25 protein-coding genes are annotated in these 24087 nt (G+C 71.0%); 16 read left to right on the top strand and 9 right to left on the bottom strand.

What is annotated here, in order from left to right:
• Nucleotides 1-122 precede the first annotated feature (122 nt).
• The gene (locus ACZ4M3_RS00395) at nucleotides 123-476 is read left to right on the top strand and encodes a VOC family protein (RefSeq protein WP_467728775.1); all 354 of its coding nucleotides are present in this window, start codon (nucleotides 123-125) and stop codon (nucleotides 474-476) included.
• Nucleotides 477-976: 500 nt separating this feature from the next.
• On the opposite strand, the gene gcl is transcribed toward ACZ4M3_RS00395, so the two are convergent.
• Nucleotides 977-2764 carry a glyoxylate carboligase gene (gene gcl, locus ACZ4M3_RS00390; protein ID WP_467728773.1) on the bottom strand — a complete coding sequence of 596 codons (1788 nt, stop codon included), beginning with the start codon at nucleotides 2762-2764 and terminating at the stop codon, nucleotides 977-979.
• Nucleotides 2765-3022: 258 nt separating this feature from the next.
• Between gcl and ACZ4M3_RS00385 the strand changes: the two genes are divergently transcribed.
• Nucleotides 3023-3889 (top strand): hypothetical protein, encoded by an 867-nt coding sequence (locus tag ACZ4M3_RS00385; protein WP_467728772.1) that lies wholly within the window; start codon nucleotides 3023-3025, stop codon nucleotides 3887-3889.
• A gap of 42 nt (nucleotides 3890-3931) precedes the next feature.
• A complete protein-coding gene (locus tag ACZ4M3_RS00380; RefSeq protein ID WP_467728770.1) occupies nucleotides 3932-4420 on the top strand; it encodes a glutathione peroxidase in 489 nt (162 codons plus the stop codon).
• Between the two features lie 68 nt (nucleotides 4421-4488).
• Here ACZ4M3_RS00380 and ACZ4M3_RS00375 read toward each other — a convergent pair whose 3' ends face one another.
• Both ACZ4M3_RS00375 and ACZ4M3_RS00370 read right to left on the bottom strand, forming a co-directional pair.
• Nucleotides 4489-6168, bottom strand: a complete 1680-nt coding sequence (locus ACZ4M3_RS00375) for an AMP-binding protein (RefSeq protein ID WP_467728769.1) — start codon at nucleotides 6166-6168, stop codon at nucleotides 4489-4491.
• A gap of 43 nt (nucleotides 6169-6211) precedes the next feature.
• Entirely contained in the window at nucleotides 6212-7342 is a 1131-nt protein-coding gene (locus tag ACZ4M3_RS00370) for a winged helix DNA-binding domain-containing protein (protein ID WP_467728767.1), read from the bottom strand.
• 136 nt (nucleotides 7343-7478) lie between these two features.
• Between ACZ4M3_RS00370 and ACZ4M3_RS00365 the strand changes: the two genes are divergently transcribed.
• The 3 genes from ACZ4M3_RS00365 to ACZ4M3_RS00355 all read left to right on the top strand — a co-directional run bounded on the left by ACZ4M3_RS00365 (nucleotide 7479) and on the right by ACZ4M3_RS00355 (nucleotide 9871).
• The gene (locus ACZ4M3_RS00365; RefSeq protein WP_467728766.1) at nucleotides 7479-8576 is read left to right on the top strand and encodes a magnesium and cobalt transport protein CorA; all 1098 of its coding nucleotides are present in this window, start codon (nucleotides 7479-7481) and stop codon (nucleotides 8574-8576) included.
• A 399-nt stretch (nucleotides 8577-8975) separates the two neighbouring features.
• The gene (locus ACZ4M3_RS00360) at nucleotides 8976-9188 is read left to right on the top strand and encodes a hypothetical protein (RefSeq protein ID WP_161298244.1); all 213 of its coding nucleotides are present in this window, start codon (nucleotides 8976-8978) and stop codon (nucleotides 9186-9188) included.
• A gap of 53 nt (nucleotides 9189-9241) precedes the next feature.
• Entirely contained in the window at nucleotides 9242-9871 is a 630-nt protein-coding gene (locus ACZ4M3_RS00355; RefSeq protein WP_467730080.1) for a restriction endonuclease, read from the top strand.
• Nucleotides 9872-9932: 61 nt separating this feature from the next.
• On the opposite strand, the gene ACZ4M3_RS00350 is transcribed toward ACZ4M3_RS00355, so the two are convergent.
• The 3 genes from ACZ4M3_RS00350 to ACZ4M3_RS00340 form a co-directional block, all read right to left on the bottom strand.
• Nucleotides 9933-11180, bottom strand: coding sequence for a tyrosine-type recombinase/integrase (locus ACZ4M3_RS00350; RefSeq protein ID WP_467728765.1), 1248 nt, complete (start codon nucleotides 11178-11180; stop codon nucleotides 9933-9935).
• Between the two features lie 43 nt (nucleotides 11181-11223).
• Nucleotides 11224-11541, bottom strand: a complete 318-nt coding sequence (locus ACZ4M3_RS00345) for a helix-turn-helix transcriptional regulator (protein WP_467728764.1) — start codon at nucleotides 11539-11541, stop codon at nucleotides 11224-11226.
• 119 nt (nucleotides 11542-11660) lie between these two features.
• Nucleotides 11661-11945 (bottom strand): helix-turn-helix domain-containing protein, encoded by a 285-nt coding sequence (locus tag ACZ4M3_RS00340; protein ID WP_467728762.1) that lies wholly within the window; start codon nucleotides 11943-11945, stop codon nucleotides 11661-11663.
• Between the two features lie 240 nt (nucleotides 11946-12185).
• Between ACZ4M3_RS00340 and ACZ4M3_RS00335 the strand changes: the two genes are divergently transcribed.
• The 3 genes from ACZ4M3_RS00335 to ACZ4M3_RS00325 all read left to right on the top strand — a co-directional run bounded on the left by ACZ4M3_RS00335 (nucleotide 12186) and on the right by ACZ4M3_RS00325 (nucleotide 14682).
• Nucleotides 12186-13079 carry a hypothetical protein gene (locus ACZ4M3_RS00335; protein ID WP_467730078.1) on the top strand — a complete coding sequence of 298 codons (894 nt, stop codon included), beginning with the start codon at nucleotides 12186-12188 and terminating at the stop codon, nucleotides 13077-13079.
• 71 nt (nucleotides 13080-13150) lie between these two features.
• Nucleotides 13151-13774, top strand: coding sequence for an ATP-binding protein (locus tag ACZ4M3_RS00330; protein WP_467730076.1), 624 nt, complete (start codon nucleotides 13151-13153; stop codon nucleotides 13772-13774).
• A 29-nt stretch (nucleotides 13775-13803) separates the two neighbouring features.
• On the top strand, nucleotides 13804-14682 hold the full coding sequence (locus tag ACZ4M3_RS00325) for a DUF2637 domain-containing protein (protein WP_467728761.1): 879 nt from the start codon (nucleotides 13804-13806) through the stop codon (nucleotides 14680-14682).
• A gap of 537 nt (nucleotides 14683-15219) precedes the next feature.
• Here the strand turns inward: ACZ4M3_RS00325 and ACZ4M3_RS00320 are convergent.
• Nucleotides 15220-15798: a GNAT family N-acetyltransferase gene (locus tag ACZ4M3_RS00320; protein ID WP_467728759.1), complete on the bottom strand. Its 579-nt coding sequence runs from the start codon at nucleotides 15796-15798 to the stop codon at nucleotides 15220-15222.
• A 23-nt stretch (nucleotides 15799-15821) separates the two neighbouring features.
• Nucleotides 15822-17096 (bottom strand): Tat pathway signal protein, encoded by a 1275-nt coding sequence (locus ACZ4M3_RS00315; protein WP_467728757.1) that lies wholly within the window; start codon nucleotides 17094-17096, stop codon nucleotides 15822-15824.
• Between the two features lie 166 nt (nucleotides 17097-17262).
• Between ACZ4M3_RS00315 and ACZ4M3_RS00310 the strand changes: the two genes are divergently transcribed.
• The 7 genes from ACZ4M3_RS00310 (at nucleotide 17263) to ACZ4M3_RS00280 (ending at nucleotide 22930) form a co-directional block, all read left to right on the top strand.
• Complete coding sequence (locus ACZ4M3_RS00310; protein WP_362066731.1) at nucleotides 17263-17655, top strand: hypothetical protein; 393 nt, start codon at nucleotides 17263-17265, stop codon at nucleotides 17653-17655.
• Between the two features lie 192 nt (nucleotides 17656-17847).
• Entirely contained in the window at nucleotides 17848-18708 is an 861-nt protein-coding gene (locus ACZ4M3_RS00305; RefSeq protein ID WP_467728755.1) for a glycosyltransferase family 8 protein, read from the top strand.
• The gene (locus tag ACZ4M3_RS00300; RefSeq protein ID WP_467728754.1) at nucleotides 18705-19616 is read left to right on the top strand and encodes a phosphotransferase; all 912 of its coding nucleotides are present in this window, start codon (nucleotides 18705-18707) and stop codon (nucleotides 19614-19616) included. Before ACZ4M3_RS00305 ends, ACZ4M3_RS00300 begins: the two co-directional genes overlap by 4 nt.
• On the top strand, nucleotides 19613-20344 hold the full coding sequence (locus ACZ4M3_RS00295; RefSeq protein ID WP_467728752.1) for a glycosyltransferase: 732 nt from the start codon (nucleotides 19613-19615) through the stop codon (nucleotides 20342-20344). The genes ACZ4M3_RS00300 and ACZ4M3_RS00295 overlap by 4 nt, the downstream gene beginning before the upstream one ends.
• Nucleotides 20341-21237 carry a PIG-L deacetylase family protein gene (locus ACZ4M3_RS00290; RefSeq protein ID WP_202515217.1) on the top strand — a complete coding sequence of 299 codons (897 nt, stop codon included), beginning with the start codon at nucleotides 20341-20343 and terminating at the stop codon, nucleotides 21235-21237. Before ACZ4M3_RS00295 ends, ACZ4M3_RS00290 begins: the two co-directional genes overlap by 4 nt.
• Entirely contained in the window at nucleotides 21231-21848 is a 618-nt protein-coding gene (locus ACZ4M3_RS00285) for a hypothetical protein (RefSeq protein ID WP_467728751.1), read from the top strand. The genes ACZ4M3_RS00290 and ACZ4M3_RS00285 overlap by 7 nt, the downstream gene beginning before the upstream one ends.
• Complete coding sequence (locus tag ACZ4M3_RS00280) at nucleotides 21845-22930, top strand: glycosyltransferase (protein WP_467728749.1); 1086 nt, start codon at nucleotides 21845-21847, stop codon at nucleotides 22928-22930. Before ACZ4M3_RS00285 ends, ACZ4M3_RS00280 begins: the two co-directional genes overlap by 4 nt.
• Here ACZ4M3_RS00280 and ACZ4M3_RS00275 read toward each other — a convergent pair.
• Nucleotides 22927-23949, bottom strand: a complete 1023-nt coding sequence (locus tag ACZ4M3_RS00275; RefSeq protein ID WP_467728747.1) for a phosphotransferase — start codon at nucleotides 23947-23949, stop codon at nucleotides 22927-22929. The two genes, ACZ4M3_RS00280 and ACZ4M3_RS00275, sit on opposite strands and share 4 nt — an antisense overlap.
• Between the last annotated feature and the right edge of the window lie 138 nt (nucleotides 23950-24087).

The following is a 24087-nucleotide window of genomic DNA, read 5'->3' as shown; positions in this document are numbered from 1 at the left end:
TTCGCGGCGGGTGGCCGGGTGCCGGCTGTTCGAGCCGAACGGCCGTCCGGGATCGGCTCCGGGCGCCGAACGGCGGGCTGAGGGCCTGTTTTTCGAAGCCCCCGCAGCTCTAACATCGGCGGATGACCTTGGAATGGGAACAGGTAATCGTTCACTCGGCGGACCCGGCGGCCTTGGGGCAGTGGTGGGCGCAGGCCCTCGGCTGGGTAGTGGTCCACTCCTCCGATGACGAGTTCGAGATCCGCCCGGCGCCGGACCGGCTGCCCGGGCTGGAGTTCGTCCGGCTCGACGAGGCCAAGAAGTCCAAGAGCCGACTGCACCTCGACTTCAGGCCCGATGACCAGGCCGCCGAGGTGGCCCGTCTGGTGGCTCATGGCGCACAGCGTGTCGACATCGGCCAGGGTGACCAGTCGTGGGTGGTACTGGCGGACCCCGAGGGCAACGAGTTCTGCGTCCTCGGCCAGCGCCGCCAGTAGCGCTCACGCGCCCGACGGCCCCATCAGCCGGTTCCGGCCCCCGGCCCTCGTACGCGCCCGGGAACCGGCCCTGTCGCAGCCGCCTGATCGGGACCGTTCGGTCCATCGGGGACGCCGTTCGTTGACCGAGGGACCGGCGTGCCCACCTGCCGCTCATGCGGCGAGGCGTCAGCAGTCGGGAAGCGTGCCGGATCGTCGGCGTCAACCTCCGGACGGGGAAGCGGTGGCGCAACGGCCGCGCTCCCTCCGGCAGGACCGGCCGGCACCCCGCGCTGCGGGCCTTCGTCCCGCCACGCCCAAGGCCGCGGCGGACTGCGCCGGGAGCCGGCCCGTGCCCTGTGCTCGGGACGCGCCCGCCGCACCCGCCGGCCGCAGCGCGGAGCAGGTCCGCCCGCGCCCCCTCGACGCGGTCGCCGCCCAGCTCAACGGCCGCCCACGCAAACGCCCGGCTGGGAAACCCCAGCCGGGCGCGTGGACTGCCGTGCGGTGAAGCCCGTGGATCAGGCCGAGATCGGGCGGATCGCGGTCGGGGCGTGGCCCGGCTCGGTCGCCAGTTCCTCGAACTCGGTGACGTCGCTCATGTCGACCGTCTTGCTCATCGAGATGTTGGTGACGCGCTCCAGGATCGCCTCGACGACGACCGGGACGCTGTACTCGGCGGCCAGCTTCTTGGCCTCCTCGAAGGCCGCGCCCAGCTCGTTCGGGTCGGTGACGCGGATCGCCTTGCAGCCGAGGCCCTCGACGACCTTGACGTGGTCGACGCCGTAGACGCCCAGCTCGGGCGCGTTGATGTTCTCGAACTCCAGGTTGACCTCGAAGTTGATGCCGAGACCACCCTGCGCCTGGCGGATCAGGCCCAGGTAGGCGTTGTTCACCAGGACGTGGACGTACGGGATCTTGTGCTGCGCGCCGACGGCCAGCTCTTCCAGCATGAACTGGAAGTCGTAGTCACCGGAGAGCGCGACGACCGGGTTCTCCGGGTCGGCGGAGGCGACACCCAGCGCGGCCGGGATGGTCCAGCCGAGCGGGCCGGCCTGGCCGCAGTTGATCCAGTGGCGCGGCTTGAAGACGTGCAGCATCTGCGCACCGGCGATCTGGGACAGACCGATGGTGGTGACGTAGCGGGTCTCGGGGCCGAACGCCTTGTTCATCTCCTCGTAGACGCGCTGCGGCTTCATGGGGATGTTGTCGAAGTGCGTACGGCGCTGCAGCGTGCCCTTGCGCTCCAGGTGCGAGGCGACCCAGGCGCTGTAGTCCGGGAGCTCGCCCGCGGCCTTGAGCTCCTTGGCGATCTCGATGAAGAGCTCCAGCGCCGCCTTGGCGTCGGAGGCGATGCCGTAGTCCGGGGCGAAGATCTTGCCGATCTGGGTGGGCTCGATGTCGACGTGGACGAACTTGCGGTCGCCGAGGTAGGCGTCCAGGTTGTAGCCGGTGTGACGGTTGGCCCAGCGGTTGCCGATGCCGAGGACGAAGTCCGACTCCAGGAAGGTCGCGTTGCCGTAGCGGTGCGAGGTCTGGACGCCGACCATGCCGGCGCTCAGCTCGTGGTCGTCCGGGATGACGCCCCAGCCCATCAGGGTGGAGATGACCGGGATGTTGGTCAGCTCGGCGAACTCCACCAGCAGGTCGGAGGCGTCGGCGTTGATGATGCCGCCACCGGCGACGATCAGCGGGCGCTCGGAGTCCAGCAGGAAGCGGACGGCCTTCTCCGCCTGGGCGCGGGTGGCGCGCGGCTTGTAGACCGGCAGCGGCTCGTAGGTCTCCGGGTCGAACTCGATCTCGGTCAGCTGGACGTCGATCGGCAGGTCGATGAGGACCGGGCCGGGACGGCCGGAGCGCATCAGGTGGAAGGCCTCCTGGAACACGCCCGGGACCTGCGCGGCCTCCAGGACGGTGGTGGCCTTCTTGGTGACCGGCTTGGCGATCGAGGCGATGTCGACGGCCTGGAAGTCTTCCTTGTGGAGCTTGGAGACCGGAGCCTGGCCGGTGATGCACAGGATCGGGATGGAGTCCGCGATGGCCGAGTACAGGCCGGTGATCATGTCGGTGCCGGCCGGGCCGGAGGTGCCGATGCAGACGCCGATGTTGCCCGGCGCGGTGCGGGTGTAGCCCTCCGCCATGTGCGAGGCGCCCTCGACGTGGCGGGCGAGGGTGTGCTTGATGCCACCGACGTTCTTGAGCTCGCGGTAGAACGGGTTGATCGCAGCGCCGGGGACGCCGAACGCGTGCGCGACACCCTCGCGCTTGAGGATCTCCACTGCAGCGGCGGCGGCTGTCATACGAGGCATCGAGGTCTCCTGCGGTGTGGCGGTCAGGCAGTTTCCGTCATACGGAAGTTTTGTTCTGCTATACGGAACAAGCTAAGCGGCGAGTTCTGCGCACGTCAAGGCGCTTCGGCACCCCGGAAACCACCAAAAGCCGCTTGTCGGTCGGTCGGTTGCACAAATAGCTGCCTCGGTGGCGGGAAATCGAGCCCGCTCCCCTCCGGCCGGTCGCACGTGGTGGAGCATGGGGGCACGCACAGCGACGGAGGGGGTCCAGGTCTCATGGCGGAAGCGGTACCGGTGCGCTGCCCGGCGTGCCAGCGCGAGAACGGGTACACCGCGCCGGTCTACCCGTGCGCCTGCGGCAGCCCGATCACCCCGCCGCTGGACCTCGCGGCGCCCGCGCTGCCGCTGACCCACCGCACCTGGAGCGACAGCTGGGTGACCGTGCGGTGCGGGGCCTGCGGCCGGGAGAGCGAGTGGCCGCACCCGGAGGTGGGGTGCGGCTCGTGCGGGACCGTGGTGCTGGTTCCGGTGCACGCGCCGGATCCGCCGCGGGCGGACGCCGCTGCGCGGGGCGCGGCGGGGGCGGGGGGCGGCGTACGGCCCGACGGCGGCCGGGCGCGCGGCGCCGGCGGTCCGGCGGCTCACCGGCAGCCGGGGCAGGGGCCGGGGTCCGGGCAGGACCAGGGGCAGGGCCCGGACCAGGGGACGGACCTGGGGCCGGATCCGGACCACCCGCTGCCGGGGACTCCGGTGTCGCGGCCGCCGTTCCGGCCGGTGACCATCCGTACGGCCCGGGACGCGGTGGCGACGGCCGCGCTGTACCTGCGCTGGCTCGGCTTCCAGGACGTACGGCAGCCCGACGGGCCGCCGATCCCGTCGGCGGCGGTGGACCTGCGGGCTCCCGGCGTGGTCGCCCAGGTGGACCCGAGTACGGCGCCGGCCGGGCTGCGGGCGGTGGAGTGCGTGTGGCTGAACGGGCTGACGGCCTCCGCGACGAGCGTCTACTTCTCCCTCGCCGGGTACACCTCCGACGCCCGGTCGCGCGCCGACGACCTGGGAATACCGCTGTTCGTCATGGACCTCACGGGCATGCCGCAGCCGGTCAACGACCCGGCCGACGCACTTGTCGGCACGGGGCCCTAATCTCGGGGGTATTGCTTATCCGCGTCTGCCGAGGAGAACCCGATGGGCCTGTACGACATCCCGCTGACCACGCTGTCCGACGAGCCCACCAGCCTGGCCGCCCACAAGGGCAAGGCGATCCTGGTGGTGAACACCGCCTCCCAGTGCGGCCTCACCCCGCAGTACTCGGGGCTGGCCCGGCTGCAGTTCAAGTACGAGGACAAGGGCTTCACGGTCATCGGCGTCCCGTGCAACCAGTTCGGCGGCCAGGAGCCGGGCTCGGCGGACGACATCCAGACGTTCTGCGCGGCGGGCTTCGGGGTGACCTTCCCGATGCTGGAGAAGTCCGAGGTCAACGGCGAGCACCGGCACCCGCTGTACCAGGAGCTGGTGAAGACCCCGGACGCGGACGGGGAGGCGGGGGACATCCAGTGGAACTTCGAGAAGTTCCTGATCTCCCCCGCCGGTGAGGTCGTGGCGCGCTTCCGCCCGCGCACCGAGCCCGAGGCGCCCGAGGTGATCGCGGCGATCGAGGCGCAGCTGCCGGCCTGATCGTTGCCTGATCCGGACTGATCCGGACTGATCAGGCCTGCTCCCGACTGATCCGGCCTGCTCCCGCCTCAGCGGAGGTCGGCCTCGTCGTACTCCGTGGTCGAGCCGGCCTCGGTGAGTTCCCGCAGCTCCACCCGGCGGATCTTCCCGGACACGGTCTTCGGGAGCTCGCCGAACTCGATGCGGCGGATCCGCTTGTACGGGGACAGCACGGCCCGGGAGTGCTCGAACAGCACCCGGGCCGTCTCCTCCCCGGGCTCCCAGCCGGCGGCGAGGGTGACGTACGCCTTGGGGACGGCGAGCCGCAGCGCGTCCGGGGCCGGGACGACGGCCGCCTCGGCGACGGCCTCGTGCTCCAGCAGGGCGCTCTCCAGCTCGAACGGGCTGATCTTGTAGTCGGACGCCTTGAAGACGTCGTCGGACCGGCCCACGTAGGTGAGGTAGCCCTCGGCGTCGCGCGAGGCGATGTCCCCGGTGCGGTAGAGGCCGTCCGCCATCGCCCCGGCCGTCCGCTCGGGGTCGTCGCGGTAGCCCGTCATCACCCCGGCGGGGCGGGTGCGCAGGTCCACGCAGAGCTCGCCCTCGTCGGGGGACTCCTTGCCGGTGACGGGGTCCAGGAGCACGATCTCGTAGCCGGGCGCCGGGCGGCCCATCGAGCCGGGCTTGACCGGGGCGCCCGGGAAGTTGCCGATCTGCAGGGTGGTCTCGGTCTGCCCGAACCCGTCGCGTACGGTCACGCCCCAGGCCTCGCGGACCTTCTCGATGACCTCGGGGTTGAGCGGCTCACCGGCCGCGACGGCCTCGCGCGGCGGGTTGCGGAGCAGGCCGAGGTCGGACTGGATCAGCATCCGCCAGACGGTGGGCGGGGCGCAGAAGGTGGTGACGCCGCCCCGGTCCATCTCCGCCATCAGCCGCTCGGGGTCGAAGCGGGTGTAGTTGTGCACGAACACGGTCGCGCCCGCGTTCCACGGCGTGAAGAGGTTGGACCAGGCGTGCTTCGCCCAGCCGGGCGAGGCGATGTTGAGGTGGACGTCGCCCGGGCGCAGCCCCAGCCAGTACATGGTGGACAGGTGTCCGATCGGGTAGGACGCGTGCGTGTGCTCGACCAGCTTGGGGCGGGCGGTGGTGCCGGAGGTGAAGTAGAGCATCAGGGGGTCGTCGGCCAGGGTCTCGCCGTCGGGGGTGAACCCGCCGGCCGCCTGGTACATGTCCGCCAGGCGGCGCCACCCGGTGGGCACCTGGAGACCGGCGGCGATCCGGGTGTAGGCGCCGGGCACCTCGTCGAACTTGCCGGTGTCCTCGGTGCGCACGATGACGTGGCGCACCTGCCCGCGCTCGACCCGGTCGCGCAGGTCGGCCGCGCCGAGCAGCGGGGTGGCGGGGATGACGACCGCGCGCAGCTTCATCGCCGCGAGCATCACCTCCCACAGCTCGCGCTGGTTGCCGAGCATGACCAGGATCCGGTCACCGGCGGCGACGCCCTGGGCGCGCAGCCAGTTCGCTGCCGAGTCCGAGCGCAGGGCCAGCTCCCCGAAGGAGACCCCCCGGCTCGTGCCGTCCTCCTCCACGATCCGCAGGGCGTCGGCCCCGTTGCCCGCGGCGATGTGGTCGAACCAGTCCAGGGCCCAGTTGAAACGTTCGGGGCGGGGCCAGGTGAAGCCGGCCCGGGCGGCTTCGTAGTCCCCGCGGCGTTCGAGCAGGAAGTCGCGGGCGGCCAGGAACTGTGCGGTGGCGCTGTTCTCCGTCATGTGAGGAATCGTGCCGCGTGGCGCTGTGGATCACTAGACGGCGTCAGCCGCGGATTGACCCGAAGCGCACGCGGACGCGGCCCGGGCCGGCGGGGCCCCCGTACGCATCCGGTGCCGTCGCCATCTCCGTGAGGAGCAGTTCCCCTTCGGCGACGATCTCCTCCTCGGCCGCCTTCGGCACCGCGGTCAGCAGCTCGACGGTGAGCACCCCCGCGTCCGCCGCCCAGAGCCCGGCGAGGAACCCGTCCACGAGGAGGGTGCGGAAGGCCTGGTTGCCCGCCCAGCTGCGGCCCTTGAGCTGCGGGGGGACGACGCGGGTGCGGTCGGCGTGCGAGAGCAGGAGGTTGTCGAACTCGGGGAGGAAGCGGGGCGGGGCCGGGGTGTCCGGACCGGGCCGGGGCGCGTCGGGGAGGTCGAACAGCTCGACGCCGTTCTCGTCCCGGAAGGCGAGCAGGCGCGGGCGCAGCCGCTCGAAGGCCGCGCGGAGCCGGGTCAGGCCCGCCCAGGTCTGCATGTCCTTGACGGAGGCGGGCCCGAACGCGCCGAGGTAGCGCAGCACGACGTCGTCCAGGCGCTGGGGCTCCCCGGCCGGACGCCCGAGCCAGTGCTCGGCGGTGGTGAGCCGGACCTGGCCGCTGCGGCCCCACACGCCGCGGGGCGTGACCTGCACGAGCGGGAGCCGGCAGCGGGCGGCCACGGACAGGGCCTGCGGGTCGGCGCCCGGCCAGTGGGCGAGGAGCTCCTCCCGGATCTCCCCCATGGTGCGCGGCTCGGCCTCCACGAAGGCGCGCGCGGTCCGCGCCAGCCGGTCCAGGTCGACCCCGGTGAGGCCGGAGCGGAAGTTCCCGATCTCCCGGTCGCGGGCGGCCTGGACGAGCGGCCTGAGGGTGAGCGCGTCGTGTGCGGTGTGGGTGTGCAGGGTGGAGCGCATCGTGACCATACGGACCACCTCCCGGGACTCCATCAGCCCGGCCAGTTCGGCGGGACGGAAGCCGGCGAGGCGGGCGTGCAGCTGGAAGTAGGGCGGCCGGACGTTCTGCGCCTGGAGCCCGACCAGGTGCGCGACGGCTTCGGCCGCCGGCATCGGGGCGCGGTGCAGCAGCAGCTGGCGGGCGAGCGTGGCACGGTTGAGCGCACGGGTGCCGAGTACCGGATGCGTGGTCGTGGAGGCCATGGCCGCACGCTAACGCGCCTTGCGGACACCTTCGGTCCGCGACTTCGGCGGCACCGCCCCCGAGGTGCCCTTTCGCCCCTATATCCTGCTTCTTGCCCGTAAACGTATGTTCACCAAGCAACGGGAGCTGACTGCGATGCCGGAGCGCCCAGACCGCCGCCCCCCGCCGCGCACGGGCCGACCGCGACCCTCCGCGCCGACACCGTCGGACCACCGCAGCGTGGTCGACTCCGCCGTGTACCGCGACGGCCGCCGCGTGGCCTCCCCCGCCACCCTCGCCGACACCTTCCGGCAGCTGCGCGCACAGCCCGAGGGGATGGCCTGGATCGGCCTGCACCGCCCGACGGAGGCCGAACTGCACTCCCTGGCATCGGAGTTCAACCTGCACCCGCTCTCCATCGAAGACGCCCTGGAGGCCCACCAGCGCCCCAAGCTGGAGCGCTACGGCGACACCCTGTTCGTCGTCCTGCGCGCGGCCCGTTACCTGGACGCCCCGGAGGAGGTGGAGTTCGGCGAACTCCACGTCTTCGTCGGCCCGGACTTCCTGATCACGGTCCGCCACGGCGCCGCCCCCGACCTCTCGGCGGTGCGCCGCCGCATGGAGGCGGCCCCGGAACTCCTCTCCCTGGGCCCGGAGGCCGCCCTGTACGCCATCCTCGACGCGGTGGTCGACGGCTACGCCCCGGTCGTGGAGGGCGTCCAGAACGACATGGACGAGATCGAGACCGAGGTCTTCCGCGGCGACCCCGAGGTCTCGCGCCGCATCTACGAACTCTCCCGCGAAATGGTCGAGTTCCAGCGCGCCACCCGCCCCCTGGTCGGCATGCTCCACGGCCTGATGGCCGGCTTCGCCAAGTACGGCACGGACGAGGAACTCCAGCGCTACCTCCGCGACGTCGCCGACCACGTCACCCACACCAGCGAACGCGTGGACGGCTTCCGCCAGGCCCTGACCGAAATCCTGACGGTCAACGCCACCCTGGTCTCCCAACAGCAGAACGCCGAAATGCGCGCCCTGGCGGAGGCCGGCTTCGAACAGAACGAAGAGATCAAGAAGATCTCCTCCTGGGCCGCCATCTTGTTTGCACCCACGTTGGTGGGAACTATCTACGGCATGAACTTCGAAACTATGCCAGAACTGCACTGGGTGGCGGGCTACCCCTTCGCAATCCTGCTGATGGCAGTGGTCTGTGTGAGCCTGTACATCATCTTCAAGAAGCGCGACTGGCTGTAGCGATCCACCGCACGAGCTTGATCGACTTAGCGCAAGCGAACCACGAATCAAGCCCTCGGTGGCCTCGTGGGGAGAATCTGGGGAGAATCCGCGGCAGAAGATCGGCCACGCTCAGTGGCCCCGCCTCAACGGGGGCGGCGCCCGGCGCAGTCGTCGCCTGCCGCGCTCCGCAGGAACTGGCCATTCGGTCCGCCCTGCATTTCCGCTACGTGACACACAGCCGGAAAGCCCAGTCGCAGGCCAGCGGGCCATGCAGTCAGCCGGGGACTCGCGAAGGCATGGCCGACTTGCGCCCTTGCCGCCGACACGATCATGACGGTGCATCAGGTTCTGTCAGTGGCCGCGGCTACAACCGATCTGGAGGTCCGCACGGCGCGGACCGATGGGGAGGGATTCAGCATGCCGAAGGTTCCGGACGGATACGTGCGCGTGAGCAGCTACATCCGCCGCAAGCCAGGTCCCAGGAAGGCCAAAGGCCTGAGCGTCTGGGCCGTGGCCGGCCTGTGTGCGGTGGTGTGGCTCTGGGGGCAGATCTTCGGGTTCGGCGACAGCTCCGCCGAGCAGCAGCCCGCGCCGAAGCCCGCCGTCTCCGCGCCAGCGGGCGGACAGTGACGGCCCGACGGCGGCGAAGCATCCGGTGGCGACCGCGCAGTACCACAGACGTCCTGGGTGCGGCAGCCGTTGCCCTCGCTCTCGCGGTCGCCATCGCACAGGCCGCATCGCGCCTCCTGACGAGGGTCGCTGCGGCCTGGCCGCTGCTGGTCCTGACCGGTCTCGCCCTCGCCGTCGGCTTGGCCTGCCTCCGGGTACGGGGCTCCCGTCGGCATCGCGCGGACAGCGAGAGACTGGCCCGTCTGCGCATCACCTTGTCCGAGTTGGACGCGATGGACGACCAGCAGTTCGAGTACGCGCTGCGCGACCTCCTCGTCCGCGACGGCTGGGCGGCCAGGAGGGTGGGCGGTGGCGGAGACCAGGCCGCGGACGTCATCGGCGTCCGGATACCCCTCGGGCGGATCGTGGTGCAGGCGAAGCACACCCGCGTCGGCGGCAAGGTCGGCTCGTCGGTGATGTACCAGGTGAACGGAACGGCGGGTCCCGCACACAGGGCGGACCACGCGGTCGTCGTCACCAACGGCGCATTCACCCGCGACGCCATGGCGTGGGGCGACCGTCACGGCGTGCGGTGGGTGGACCGCGACCGACTGAACCACTGGGCCCACGAGGGCAAGGCGTTGCACGAACTCCTCTGCCTGCCCGCAAGACGCGCGCGCCTGCCGTGGCGTCGAGCGGCATAAGACTCAGCGCGTGACCCGCCAACGAGAACGGGTGGCACAGTATGTGCTGTGCCACCCGTTCTCAGGTAAGGGCAAGGTCTTCCGGGACGTACTGAGGGGCCACTCCGAGCAGTGCGTCGATGGCCGCGCGACCCTTGCCTCCGGCCTCGGGCATGAAGTGGGCGTAGTGGTCGAGGGTGATGGTTGGGCTGGAGTGGCCGAGCCACCGGGCGAGGGTGACCACGGACTCGCCCGCTTCGAGGATGACCGAGGCGTAGGTGTGCCGGAGGACGTGGAAGCCGTCCTTGCGGGACGCCTTCCAGCGTTGGCCCTTCTCCCGCACGGGGATCACTCCGGCCTTCGCGAGGGCGGGCTTCCACACCTCGTCGTTGAAGATGTTGGCGCGGATCGCGTTGCCGTAGGTCGTGGTCAGGACCAGCGGAAAGGTGCACTTCTCCCGGTCGGGTTCGGGGCCGCCCCAGGGCAGCTCGACCTCAACAGCCGGGTGTTGCAGGACGTGTGCGCGCAGCTCGGTGGCGACCGATGGTGGCATGTCGACGACCCGCGTCTTCCCACCCTTGGGAAAGGTGAAGTACAAGCGGCCGTACAGGAGCTGGACCTGTCGGCGGACGCGGATGAGGCCGCGCTCGAAGTCGACGTCCGCCGGCGGCAGCCCGAAGACCTCCCCCTGGCGCAGCCCGCACCCGAGGGCGACAACGACGGCGATCCGGTACTGCTGGTTGATGACGTCCCGTACCCGCTGCGCGGTCTCCAGCAGCCACGCCTCCCGCTGGTCCTCGGGAGCCTTGGGCCAGCGCACCGACTTGGCGCGCATCGGGTTGCGGACCAGACGCTTGTCGTCGATCGCCGTCTCGAAGACGTTCGAGAGGGTGGTGAGGATCTGCCGGGCGTAGCGAGGTGCGCACTCGCCTTCGAGCGTGGCGATGTAGCCGCGCAGGACGGCCGCGGAGACGTCCCGCAGCGCTACGTCGCCGATGTGCGGAAGGACGTGGAGGCGCACGCGCTCATCGACCCGCTTGACCGTGCCCGGTGCTCCACGGACGCCCGCCTGCCAGTGGCGCGTGACGTAGTCGGCGAGGGTGATGGAGCCGTCGCGCGGGTCGACGAACTCGCCCCGCTCGCTGTCGGTGCCGGCCCTGCGGAGCCACGTCTTGGCGTCCTCCAGAGTGTCGAACGACATGCCGCGGACACCGGGGGTGCCCGCGACCCGGTAGCGACTCCCCTTTCCGTACCGGGCGGTGCGCTCGCGCTTGCCGGTGACGGGGTCCTTCTTCTTGTTGATCCAGCGGTCTTCGATGTAGCCGGCCAAGTGTTTCCTTGCAGGTAGGGGGCGGGAGGGCGGCCGGGAGGCGTCAGACGACTGCCAAGTAGGCGGCGCGCCGCTGCGGTGCGGCGCTCACCGGGTTGAGGGCGGGGTTGGATCGGGAATCCGCCTGCTCCTGCTCCCGTATCCAGGCATCGAGCGCATCGATCCGGTACGTCACTCGCCCGCGGGCACCCATGCGGAAACTCGGCGGACCCTGGCGCCGGTGACGCCATACGTAGAGCGTCTTGGGCGAAATACCGAGATATTCAGCCGCGTCCTGCACCCCGAGAAACGCGCGACTGATGGGCGGACGGTGACAGAATTCGGCAGCACTGACGGAGGAGACCGGATCAACAGGAGACAAGCGAGAATCCTTAAGGCAGACGAAGGGGATGAAAGCGCCCCGCCGCCATGGGCGGCGAAGACGTACAGGACCACGAATGGTCCGGAGAATTCCCGGTTTCGGAAATCGGGGATCGTCGGCTATATTCCGCCCACCCCGACGGGAGCCGGGTGGATCGGCACCGTCGCCAGCAAGATCTGCGGAGGGGTTCCGAGGGCGGCAGCGATGGCGACGAGGTCGTCGATGTCGCAGCGCCGGACCGTGCGTTCGATACGTGAGAGCGCGGTGAAGGTCATGAGGCGACCGAGTGCGGTGACGCGGGCAGCGAGCTGGCGCTGGGAGTAGCCACGGGCGACGCGGGTGCGTTCGATGGCGTGGGCGGCGGCCCGTCCGGCGGGTCCGATTTCAAGGGGGCGTGGCGGCATTGCTGTGTTGTAGCTTGCGCGCCCAAGCCTTCGGAAGGCTTTCCTGTCTGCTGTGAGCGATGCCAGCAGATTTCAGGGGAGATTTCGGCGACCGGGATTTCAGGTCTACCCTGCAGCCGAAAACCTTTCAGGAGTCCTAGAACCAGCTCTGGACTTCCGGGGGAGGGGTGTGGCTGTGTTGTCCACGCACCACTGCCCCGCTGTCTCCACGCCCACAATTTCGAAAGGCGGTCGGTCCTCATCGCCCGTATCCGCACCATCAAGCCCGAGGCCTTCGCCTCCGAGTCCCTGGCGGCCGTGTCCCTGACGGCCGAGCGGACCTTCTTCGGCCTGCTCACCCAAGCCGACGACAAAGGCCGCATCCGCGACCAGGCCGCCGTCATCGCCGGACAGCTGTGGTCGCTGCGCCGCGAGCACGGCCCGGTGGAGGTCGAGGACGACCTGACGCAGCTCGACGCTGCCGGCCTGATCTGCCGCTACGAAGGCGAGGACGGAAGGCAGTACCTGCACATCGTCGCCTTCGGCCGCCACCAGAAGATCAACCGCCCCAGCGCCAGCAGGATCTCGGACTGCCCGCACCACGACCTCGGCCTTCCTCGTGAGACCTCACTGCCTATGCGCGGAGCAGTCGCTGAGGCTTCCGTGAAAGGTCCGGGAGAAGACACGGAGCCCACCATGAGCCGAGACTCTGCTGGTCAGGGGCGATTCAGTGAGTCGTCAGCGCATACTCAGGGAGGGCTCGTAAAGGCCGCGGTGAACCCTCAGCGTCCGGATCTAGGACCTAGGAACAGGGAACTAGGAACTACCCCGTTGGGGGGCGCGAGCGCCCCCGCGCCCCAGACCGTCTCGGCGAAGGACCTCCTCACCGAGTACGCCGCAGCCTGCGAACACCGTCCGCCCGCAAGCGTGCTCGGGCAACTCGGACGGGAAGCCGCGAAGCTCCTCGCCGAGGGCATCGACCCCGCCCACGTACGAGCCGTTTTGGACCGCCAGCGGACGAAGGGCCTTCACCCGAAGACCCTGGCCAGTGTCGTGCACGAGGTCATGAACGCGGGGGCGCCGACGACCGCCGTCCCCCACCGTCCCTGGACCAACCCCATCGACGTCGCCGCTGCCTACGGGGGTGCGCTCTGACCGCCACCACCCTGCCCCAGCCCTCCGGTCAGGCCGTCCGGGCCGTGGCGGGCATCCTGGCCCGCCGGGGCATGGACCCCGTCATCGGCTCGGAGGAACCGGAGCCCACGCCCGAACCTGTCAGCGCACTGGAACTGGCCGACGCCCGGATCCCTCCGCGATACCGGCACGCCCGCGCCGATCACCCCCAAGTCACCGCCTGGGTGGACGAGATCGTGTGTGCCGGGCGCCCCGGCCCGAGCGGGACGCGGGGCATCGCAGAGGGCCCGTCGCTGCTGATCGCAGGTCCCACTGGCACCGGCAAGACCCACCAGGCCTACGGGGCCGTCCGTGCCCTGCTCGCTGCCGGCGTCCGCCTGCGCTGGGAGGCGGTCACAGCCGCTGACCTGTACGCCCGCCTGAGGCCCCGCCCCGGCCTCGACGCGGAACGTGAGCTGCACACCCTGGCCCGCTGCCCACTGCTGCTCTTGGACGACATCGGCGCCGCCAAGGGCAGCGAGTGGACGGAGGAGCTGACCTACCGGCTGATCAACCACCGGTACGAGTACCTGCGCCCCACCCTGCTCACGACCAACCTTCCCATCCCCCAGCTCCGCACCGCCCTCGGCGACCGCGTCGCGTCCCGCCTCGCCGAGATGACCCACCGGATCGTCCTCGACGGCGCCGACCGCCGCCGCACCTCCCCTGCCGCTTGAACGCGCCCACCCTTTGGAGCACCACCCGCTTGACCACCACCTCCCACCGCACGCACACGGCTGAGCGGTACGCCCTGGCCGTCGCAGGCTGCGTCATCGTCGCGCTCACCGCAGCAGGATTCTGGCTCTCCTACGCCCATCTCGCCGAAGTCGCGGGGCAGCACGGTCTCAGCGCTTCCCCAGCCCGCCAGTGGGCGTGGCCCGCCACGCTCGATGCCTTCATCGTCGCCGGGGAAGTACTCATGCTCCGGGCCAGCCTCCGCCGGGAAACCGACGGGTGGGCGATCGCCCTCACCGCTGCCGGATCGCTGGGGTCCATCGCCCTCAACGTCGCCGGCGTCAGCAGCACCAACGGCGTCCCGGCCCCGGCCCTCGACTACGTCGTCGCCGCCGTGCCTCCAGCAGCCGCGCTCTTCGCCTTCGGCGTCCTCATGCGGCAGATCCACCGCCACGTCGCCGCCGACGATTCCCGCCACAGTCGCCGTCCGGCAGGGGAATCGTCAGCGCATCCCGCGGACCTGGACGGTCCTCGCGCGCACCCCGCCACGGAGCAGCTCCCCTACCCAGAAGGGCCCGTGGACCCTCACAGCCCTCCACGCGAGGGTGGCCGCCTCGCTCCGGCTGACGCCCTACAGGACGCATCAGGCGATGTGGCGGAAGAGGCCGCTCAAGTGGCGGAAGCCCACGTCCCGCCGAAGAAGCGCACCGGTCGCAAGCCCGCCGCCACCGACGACGAACTCCGCGCCATCGCCCGCACCGCCCCGCTCGGACGCGATGGACGCGCGTCAAGCCGCCACATCGAGACGGCTGTCCGCGCATGTGGCCTCTCCATCGGCAGGGACCGCCGGGACAAGATCACCCGGCAGGTCCAGGTCGAACTCGACAGCGGCAGGGCGGATGCCGCGTGAGCCCCGTCCGAAGTCAGGCTGCTCACCCGTGCATCCGTCGCGGGGCGAGCTGGCGTTCGTACGCCCCATCCCCACAGCACCGAAGCCGTTCCAGCCCGACTACCAGGAGGCACGCTCTTGCACGACGACCCCACAACCACGAGACCCCACGACCACCAGCAGGCGACCCCTACCCGAGCCCGAGACGGAGCAAGTTATCGGCCAAGACGCTCTTCCCCGTCGGGGGAGAGCATCTCGGCCGATCCCGCCCCTGGAGTGGCGGGAGCGGACCGGAGCCAGGGGGCACCACCAGGCAGCGACCGAGGACGGATCGCAGCCGAGGGAAGAGCAGCAGCCTGCGTGCGAAGCCGCGTCACCTCCGCTACCCCGCCAAAGCGCGTGCACGACGACGCACCACAGGGACGACCAGCGCTCCAAAGCGTGCAGCGTCTGTCTGCACGACGCCGAGCACGCGCTCGTCGCGACCGCCGCCAGGGCCGTCGACCGTCGGCGTCGCCAGCTTCTTCGCCCGAGCGACCCACAAGGCGGTCCCCGGCCTCAGGATCGCCCTGCAGATGTACTGCCATCACACCTGAGCGCGCGGAGCATGGTGGTGTACACCGGGGCGTCGGGGAACGGCTGCTGGTCACCGATGTGTTGGTACCCCCACCCCTCATAGAGGGCCTTCACCTTCGGGTGGCCGGGCTCGACGAGCAGCGTGACGCGCTCCTCGGTGCGGCCTGCCAGGAATTCCTCGTGGATGCGGTGCGCCAGGCCCGTGCCCCTCCAGGGAGCCCGGACCATGATCTCGAAGAGGGCGAGGGTGCGGGTGCCGTCCTCGATCGTGTCCGCCTCGGGAAGGGGCTGGAGCATGTGGGCCCACCAGCCGGTGTTCTGGGGCAGGGCTGCGGCGTAGGCGTAGCCGGCGGCCTCGCCACGGTCGTAGGCGACCACGGCCTCCCAGGACGGGCGGGAGGAGTGGCCGGTGAGACGACCCTCGAAGCGGTCGACGGAGAAGAACGGGTCCTCGCCGATCTCCTTCTCGTACACCTCGGCGTACACGCCGACCAGGGTGGGGCGGATGGTGGGCAGCTGGTCGGTGCCGTAGCGGTGAAGGGTGATCTCCGGGGCGGGCATGGTGCTCCTTGTCGCGTGACGGTTCAGGCAGTGCGGGTGCGGTCGTTCCACTGGCGGGTGACGGCGGCCTTGGGGGCCGCCTGGTTGAGTGCGGAGGTGAAGCTGCCCAGGAGGTGGGGAACCCGGCCGGCGTCGGCGCCGGTCGGGGCGATGACGCGGGTGGCGGTGGCCACGGCCTGCTCCACGTCCCCCTGCGCGACCTGCGCGAGGGCCGCTTGGGACAGGTAGTAGGCGCGGTTGCGGTGCTGGTCGTCGCGGAGGTCGGCGATGCACCGGTGGGCGTGGAACTCGGCCTTCTCCGCCTCGCCGAGCCGGTAGTGGGTGATGCCGGTCAGGCCGTGGAGCTCGCCCCGGGTGTAAAAGGCGACGGAGGACGGACGGGCCTCGGCGGGGTCGGCTCGATCGTAGGCACCGTGGGCCCGGTCCAGGGCGCGGAGGGCCCGGGTCTTGTCACCGAGGCTGGCGGCGGTCAGGGCGATGCGGGAGTGGGTCAGCGAGGCGTAGAGGGGGTCGGTGCGGTGCACCCGAGTGCCCGTGCAGGCTTCGGCCGCGGCGAGGGCGTCGGCGTACCGGCCGCGCTGTCCGGCGAGCATGGCGGCGTACCGCCAGGTCTGGTGCTGGACCTGACCGTCTCCGGAAAGCCCTGCGAGGGTGACGGACTGCTCCAGGTAGCGCTGGGCCTCCCCCAGCCGGCGGGCGTCGATGGCGGAGAACATGGCGAAGGCCGTGAAGGACGCGGCGACGGCGTAGAGGCGGGAGCGGACGCGCTGACTGGCGGAGCCGTGCTGCTGGAGGCTGATGGTGCGGGCGGCGAGGTCGGCGGCGCGTTTCTCCAGGACGGGACCGCCGCCGTTCTGGTCGTCCAGGAGCCACAGTTCGGCCAACAGACCGCGCAGGCGGTCGACGTCGGAGTGCCCGACGGTGGGTCGGGTGGCTGCGGTCGCGGTGCCGGTGGACACGGCGACGGCGGCGCCGGTGGCTACGGAGATGAAGCTTCGACGGCCAAGCACAGGGTTCTCCAGTCGTGCTGAGGGCGTTGCGGGGCGGGGGCGGGCTCGGGGCACGAACCCCAGGTCGGTCGCAGGAAGCCCGGAGACGACCTCCAGGGCATGCCACTGGCGGTCCTGTGGCGAGCGGTTCTCTCCCGACAGCCACCGGTAGACCGTCCGTTCGGTGACGACGCCGCGATGGCCGTTGAGGTCTGCCATGGCGTCGTTGACCTGCTCGGCAAGAGCGCCCGCACTGAGCCCGTGTTCCTTCATCCAGGTCTCTAATTCCGCGTTCCGCTTCCGCACCATGCAGTCACGGTAGAGGTGGGGCCGCCATCCGAGGTAGCGCAGGTCGGGACTTTTCGTCAGTGGTCACGCGAGTAGCTGCGAGCGGATTCGTCATGTCCAACACGGCTCGCACACGGGTTACTTGTCCGCACAGCCGAACCGGCAGCAGGCGGATGGGAGCGGGATCGTGACCGTACTCGCGCACGAAATGGCGGCAGCCCCGGCGGAGGTGCCCACGGTCACCTCCGCCAACCAGAAGACCGTGATCGCCTCCGCGGCTGCCGCCGTCGCCGGGGACGTCGAGGCCGCCCTCACCCTCGCCGACCACCACCCGGCTGGGGAGGCGGCCGTACGGCTGCGGGAGCGGCTGCGCGAGCACGTCCACACCCTCGCGGTGCCCGCCGAACGGTACGCGGCCCTGCTGCCGGAGAGCCGGGACAAGGACATCGCGGCCGGCACCGTGCGGTTCGCCCGCAAGGTCGCCCGGGATTGCGGGAGCGATCCGGCGATAGCGCTGCGGCTGCTGGCCAAGTCGGTGGCCCACCTCGCCCGGAACACGGACCTCCTGCGGCTTGTCTGAACCGCTTCCGGCGCCGGTCTGCCTGGGGCGTCGGCGCCGGAAGCCCTCCACCTGCCCGGCCACAGCAGATGACTGCAGCACCTCGCCGACACCGGTGAGGCGGTCGGCTCCCCCAAATACGGGCGAGGAGTCGGCCACCATGCCCCGGCCCTGCCGGCCAGTCCCGTCGAACCTCGCCCTGGAGGCACCCGCGTGTACGCGATCGGCATGTGCGTCGATGCCCGCTACCTGCTACCCGCCCTGGTCACGCTCGGATCGGTCGCCGACCACTTGCCGGTGGCCGACCGCCACGAGAGCGCGGTACGGGTACTGACCAACGGCCTGTCCCCGGGGCAGGCCGCCGTGATGCAGTCCTTCGCCCGCCGCTGCGGGTTCGGCTCCTTCGACCTGCGCTGGCAGGCCCCGCCGCCCGAGAGCGTTATGGCGGACACCACCTACATCTCGGTCGCCACCTACCTGAGGTTCGGGTTCACCCCCGGCTTCCTCGACCGGCCGTTCCTGATCTACGTGGACGCCGACGTGCACGTGCGCGGCGACCTCTCCACGCCCTTGAACGGGCTGCTGGCGAATCGGGTCGGCGCAGTGCAGGACGAGTTCAACCCGGCCGTCGGCCAGTGCCCGGCACTGCCCGGGGTCGCCGAGCGCTGGCCCCACCTGGTCGGGCGCACCTACTTCAACGCCGGGATGCTGTGGGTCCCCGCGCCGATGCTCGCCCCCATGCGGGCCGGGGTCCAGCGGGCCCTGGTCGGCGGGCGGCAGTACATCAAGCACAACGACCAGTGCGCCCTGAACCTGTGGCTGCTGTCCTCCGGGGCCGCGCACCCGGTCAGGCCGGTGTTCAACCGGTTCGAGGTGGACCGGTTCCTCGAGCGGGGGGACTGGGTCCGCCGGGTCCTCCGACGCCCGGTCACCCGCCGGGACGGGCACGTGGTGCACTTCGTCGGGGGCCAGAAGCCGTGGATGCGCTCGTGCCCCGGCACGGAGGACGTGCGTGCCTACCGGCAGCAAATGCACCGCACGCTGCGGCACCTGGCCGGGGCGGGCGTACGGTGACCGGCGGCGGCACGTTCCTAGCAGTAGAGCGGGCCTGCGCGGAGCTGGCCGGGTCGGCTCCGGCTGAGACGGTCCGCATCCGCAGCGGACCCAAGACGGCCGTCTACCGGGTCCGGCTCGCCGACGGCCGCCCTGTGGTGGTCAAGCTGTTCACGGTCGACGGCACCCACGGCGCCGTCGACGAGGCCCGCCTCCTGGCCGCGGTCTCCGCCGCTGGGCGGGTGCGGGTGCCGACCGTGATCGGGTACGGGCCGGTTCCCGGCCTGACCGTCTCTGCCCTGGTCACCACCGATGCCGGAACGAGCACCTTGGGGGATGCCGTCCGAGCCGGGCAGATGCCGCGTCCGGCGGCACTGCTGAGGCTAGCCCTGCTGATGGCTGCCTTCCATAGCGTCAAGGCCCCGGCCGGGGTCCCCCTGGCGCCAGGCATCGGCCAGCAGGTCAGTGCTCTGGCCGCCCACTGCCCCAAGCAGGTCTTCGTCCGGCTCGCTCCCGCCCTGGAGGTCATCGCGGCCGGGGCATGCCTGGAACGACTCGTGTGGTGCCACGGAGACCTCCACCTGGAGAACGTGATCTGCGGAGGCGACCGACGCCTCACCGTCGGCGAACACGGCCGGGCCCGCCTCCCCGACTACCTCGTGGACTTCGAGGCCGCGACCGTGGAGGTCCCCGAGTACGACCTCGCCCAGACCCTCGTGACCTGCGACGCCCTGGAGCCCTCAGACCGGTTGTTCGTGGCCGCTGGCTACGGACGGCCCGTCGACACCCGACTCCTGGACGCCTACGTGGCCTTCCAGGCCGTACGCGGCTGGACCTATGCCGCCCACCGGGAAGGCCGCGACCGCGACGCCTGGGCGGCCCGCCTGCACCTTGCCCTGTCCCCACACTCAGGAAGGACCGCGCTGTGACCGACCCCGATCTGTCGGTGATCATCCCCGCCTACAACGAGGCCGAGTACCTGCCCCGCTACCTGCCCACCGTCTTCGCTTCCCTCCGGGCCTGGGAAGCCACCTCCGACCTCGTGGGGGAGGTGATCGTGGTGGACAACGCCTCCACCGACGACACCACGACCGTCGCGAAGGAACTGGGGGCCAGGGTGGTGACGGAGCTGGTCCGCAGCATCGGCCTGGCCCGGAACACCGGAGCCCGCGAGGCCGAGGGCCGGATGCTGTTCTTCGTCGATGCCGACGTGGCCCTGCCGCTGGAGGGGATCACGGCCGCCGTCGCCGCGATGGACGCCGGGGCCGTCGGCGGGGCGATCCCACCGCTCTACACCCCCGTCCGGTTCGGGGCCCGCCTGCTCTGCGCCTACTGGGACCACCACCGCTCCCGCCACGGGGGCGCCCAGGGCGTCAACCAGTTCTGCACCCGGGACGCCTTCAAAGCAGTGCACGGCTACCGCCCCGACTACTTCATGAGCGAGGACATGGAGTTCTTCGCCCGCCTGACCGCCTACGGCCACCGCACGGGCGGGCCGGTCGCGGTCCTCGAAGACCTCCGCGTGCGGCCCTCCACCCGCCGCTACGACGCCTGGTCCACGGCCCGGATGCTCTGGTGGCAGAACCCCGTGATCGTCCGCCTCGGCCTGACCTCGCCCCGCTTCTGGCGCAACTGGTACGCCACCACCGTCCGATGATCGGAGAACCCCAGGTGACCCGCCTTCCGCTGCCGGACGCCGACGGCATCTACACCTTCCCCACCGACCTCCTGACCGCGCACCGGGCCTGGATGGACTCCCTGGCCGGGGCGAAGGAGATCATGACGCTGACGGCGCCGCTGACCCTCGCGCCGTACTGGATCGAGCCGCGCAAGCCGTCCGGGCGGCCGGTGGTCGTCATCGAACCCCACCACGACGACTTCGTCCTGTCCGCCTCCGGAACCTTCCTCGCCCGTCCCCGACCGCTGACCGTGGTGACCGTCTTTACCCGCTCCCGCAGCGTCCACCCCTCCCTCGAAAACACCTATAACAGCGTGGAGGTGGTCTCCGGACTCCGCGACCGCGAAGCCGCCCAGTCCCTGTTGCCCCTCGGGGCGGCCCGGGTCGGCCTGGAGCACAAGGACGCCGAGAAGCCCTATCGGGCACCCGAGCCCGCCCAGGTGGACCGGATCACTTCCGAGCTCGCCGAGGTGCTGGACGGGATGGGCGACGCGGAGTTGCTCGCACCGGCCGCCGTTACGCGCCACCCGGACCACCTCGCCGTTCACGAGGCGGCGCGGCGCCTGGGCTGCCGGTGGTTCTGGGAGGACGCCGCCTTCTGGTCCACCTACGGTCTGTCCGGATGCGACCGGCAGCTGTTCCGCCAGCGGGTACGCGACGTCCTCGAACCGGAACTGGAGGACATCACGGCCACCGTCCTGGACAAGGTGACCCTGCTACACATGCACGGCTCACAGATGCACCCCGCACGGAAGATGTACCGGCCGATCCGGCACGCCCACACCGTCGCCGCCAACCTGCTGCCCGACCCGGACGGCCGCCCGCGGGGCCAGTTCGCGGAACGCTTCTACCGGCTCGGGGGGTCGTGGTGATCCTCGGCCTGGAAGGCCCCTCGTACGGGGGCAAGACCTCTGCCCTGGGGCGGCTGCGCCGGGTGGCGGCGATGCAGGACGCGCTGTTCATCTCCTGCTACGTGAAGTCGTTCGCGCGCCGCGAGGACATCCCCACTCCCTCCACCCGGTCGGCAGCCGAGCAGGTGAAGGCGTTCATGACGTTCATGGAGATCGAGGGCGAGCGCGTGGACGCAGCTCGCCGCCACGGCGGGCTGGTCGTCCTGGACCGGACCGTCGACACCCTCCTCGCCCACGCCCACGCCATGGACGAGATCTACGGCTTCAACGTCCTGCCCGAACTGACCCGCCAGGCCGAGGAGATGCCGCACTTGAGGCCCGACCACACCCTGTACCTGGACGTGACGCCCGAGCTCTTACACCTGCGGCGCAAGGCGGCCGGACACCACGAGGTCGAGCCGGACTACTTCCTCCACGACCCCACCTTCCTCACGCACTTCCGCGACTATTTCTGCCGCCCGGCCCACCGCCCGGCGACTGCGGAGTTGGCCATCGCCTCCGGGGACGGCGACCGGCAGGAGACGGCCGCCGTGGTGCAGGCCCTCTTCACGTACTGGGCGGGTGTCCGGTGACCGGCCCGACGGTGGTGTTCGTATGGCGGCGGACCCCGCCACCGCTACTGATCGGGGGCGCGGAGGTCTCCCAGCAGCTTCTGGCGGAAGAGTTCGTCCGGGCCGGGTGGCAGGTCGTCTACCTCGGCAGCCATCAGGCCCCCTGGAACGGGTCCGCCCAGATCGGCCACCTGCGCGCCCACCTCCGGGCCCACGGAACCGTGTGGGAGGAGGCCGGCGGGGAGGTCCGCTACCGGTGGAACGGCGTCTCGTGCCGGGCCGTGCCGCAGGACAGGGTGGAAGCGACCCTCAAGGACCTCCTGACCGAGGCCCGGCCGGACCTGGTAGTGACCTCGCAGGAACGGGCCGCCGACCTCGCCGCACTTGCCCGCCGGTCCTCGCGCGTCGCCGGATGGCTGCACTCGGTCTCGGCCAACAGCATGGGAGTCCTCCACGGCCGACCGCACGTCGCCCTCGCCACATCGGAGTTCGTCGCGGGACGGGCCCAGGCCCACACCGACACGAAGGTAGTCGTCTTCTACCCGCCGTTCGCGGCGGCCGAAGGCGCCGGACCCCTCATTGCCTCGGGGCGCGGCACAGCCGGCCGCGTCCCCGGCGGCGTGCTGATGGTCAATCCCATCCCCGCCAAGGGCGCGGCCCTCCTGCACCAGCTGATCCGCCGCTTGCCCGCCCTCCGGTTCACCCTCGTCGAGGGTTGGTGGGACACGGCCAGCGAGTTCACCGCGTACCCGAACGTGCACTGGGTGCCCCGCACCTACGCCATGGGCCCGATCTACGCCGCGAACGACCTGCTGCTCGTGCCCTCCCAGGTCGAGGACGCCTTCCCCCGGGTGATCGTGGAAGCCGGGCTCCACGGCGTCCCCACGATCGGCTCGTCCCGCGGCGGCATTCCCGAGGCGGTCAGGGACGGCGGAGTGATCCTCCACCCCGACGACGTGGACGGCTGGCTGCAGGCGATCGAGTCGGCCGACCGGACCGGCCTCCGCTCGAGGGCCCGCGCCGGGGCAGCGCCGCTGGTCCGGCCGTGCCTGCCCGAGCTGACTGCCGCCGGACTCATCCCGGCGGCAGCAGCCGCCGGCTAACGGGCCGCGTAGGCGGCCTGCACCTCGTCGGCGCGGTCGGTCCACCAGTTCAGCAGTGCCTCGTCCGTCAGAAACATCTCGCCGAAGGTGGGGTCCTGGCGGTCGAGGTAGAACTCCAGCTGCCAGAAGTCGGTCATCCGCTTCCACCACAGCCGCTGCACCGCGTCGGCGAGGTCCCCCTCGGACAGATCGATCACGGACCGGTATCCGGAGCAGAACGCGGCGATGCGGTCGAGGTCGAAGACACCACCGACCCCGAACTGCACCTGCACGGTCCGCGCGACCTCTTCCCCGTACGGACGGACCCCGAGCCGGTCCCAGTCCAGGACCGCCACCACCCGGCCGTCGCGGCGAAGCAGGTTGCGGTACTGGAAATCGCCGTGCGTCCACCCGCAGGGCCCGGCCGGCACCTCGCCGTCCGGTCGGGCATCGGCGTACCGGGCGAGGAGGCCGCGGCGGCCGTGCAGGGCCTCGGCGGCGGCCTTGTCGAAGTCCGTCACCGGAGCGGAAGGCAAGCGGCTCAGGAGGGCAGCAGCCGCACGGTCGGCCTCGGTCACATCGCGGACCTTCGCCACTGGCGCCTGCTCCGGGAGTGGGCCGGGACCATGCCGCCGCAAGCCCTCGTGGAGGCGGCCCAGCAGAGCACCGAGATCGCGCACCTGGTCGAGCGGGAGATCCGTCCCTTGAAGGTGCTCGCCGTCCACCCACGGCAGGACGCAGTAGCCGTGACCACCGACTTCCGCCACGAGGTCACCATTGGCCGCGCTCAGCGGCGCCGGCACGGGGATGCCCTCGCGAGCCAGGTCCAGGAGGACCGCAAGGTTCCTGCGGACCTTCGGCAGAGGAACGTCGGTGATCTCCTTGAGCGCAAACACTCCAGCAGCGGTCACAAGCCGCCAGTTCTGGTTCATCAGGCCGTGGGCAAGGAACCTCCGATCACTTACCGCGCCCAGCCCGAACGCGTCGGACAGGCTAGGCAGCACTGCCGTCAGAGCATCTTCTCGAGTCGTATCCGTCACCCCCAGCACGGTACGCCGACACCGAATCCCGCACCCGAATTCGTCACCCGGATCCCCACGGAGAGACGGAGAGTTCGGAGGGAGAGGCGAGCCGAGATCGCTTCCGTCACCAGCTCGCCTGACTCCGCCCGTGGCGGA

This window comes from Streptomyces sp. NPDC026522 (assembly GCF_055567555.1).
Note: the sequence above shows the minus strand (reverse complement) of the source record. Positions and strands in the feature narration are given on the sequence as shown.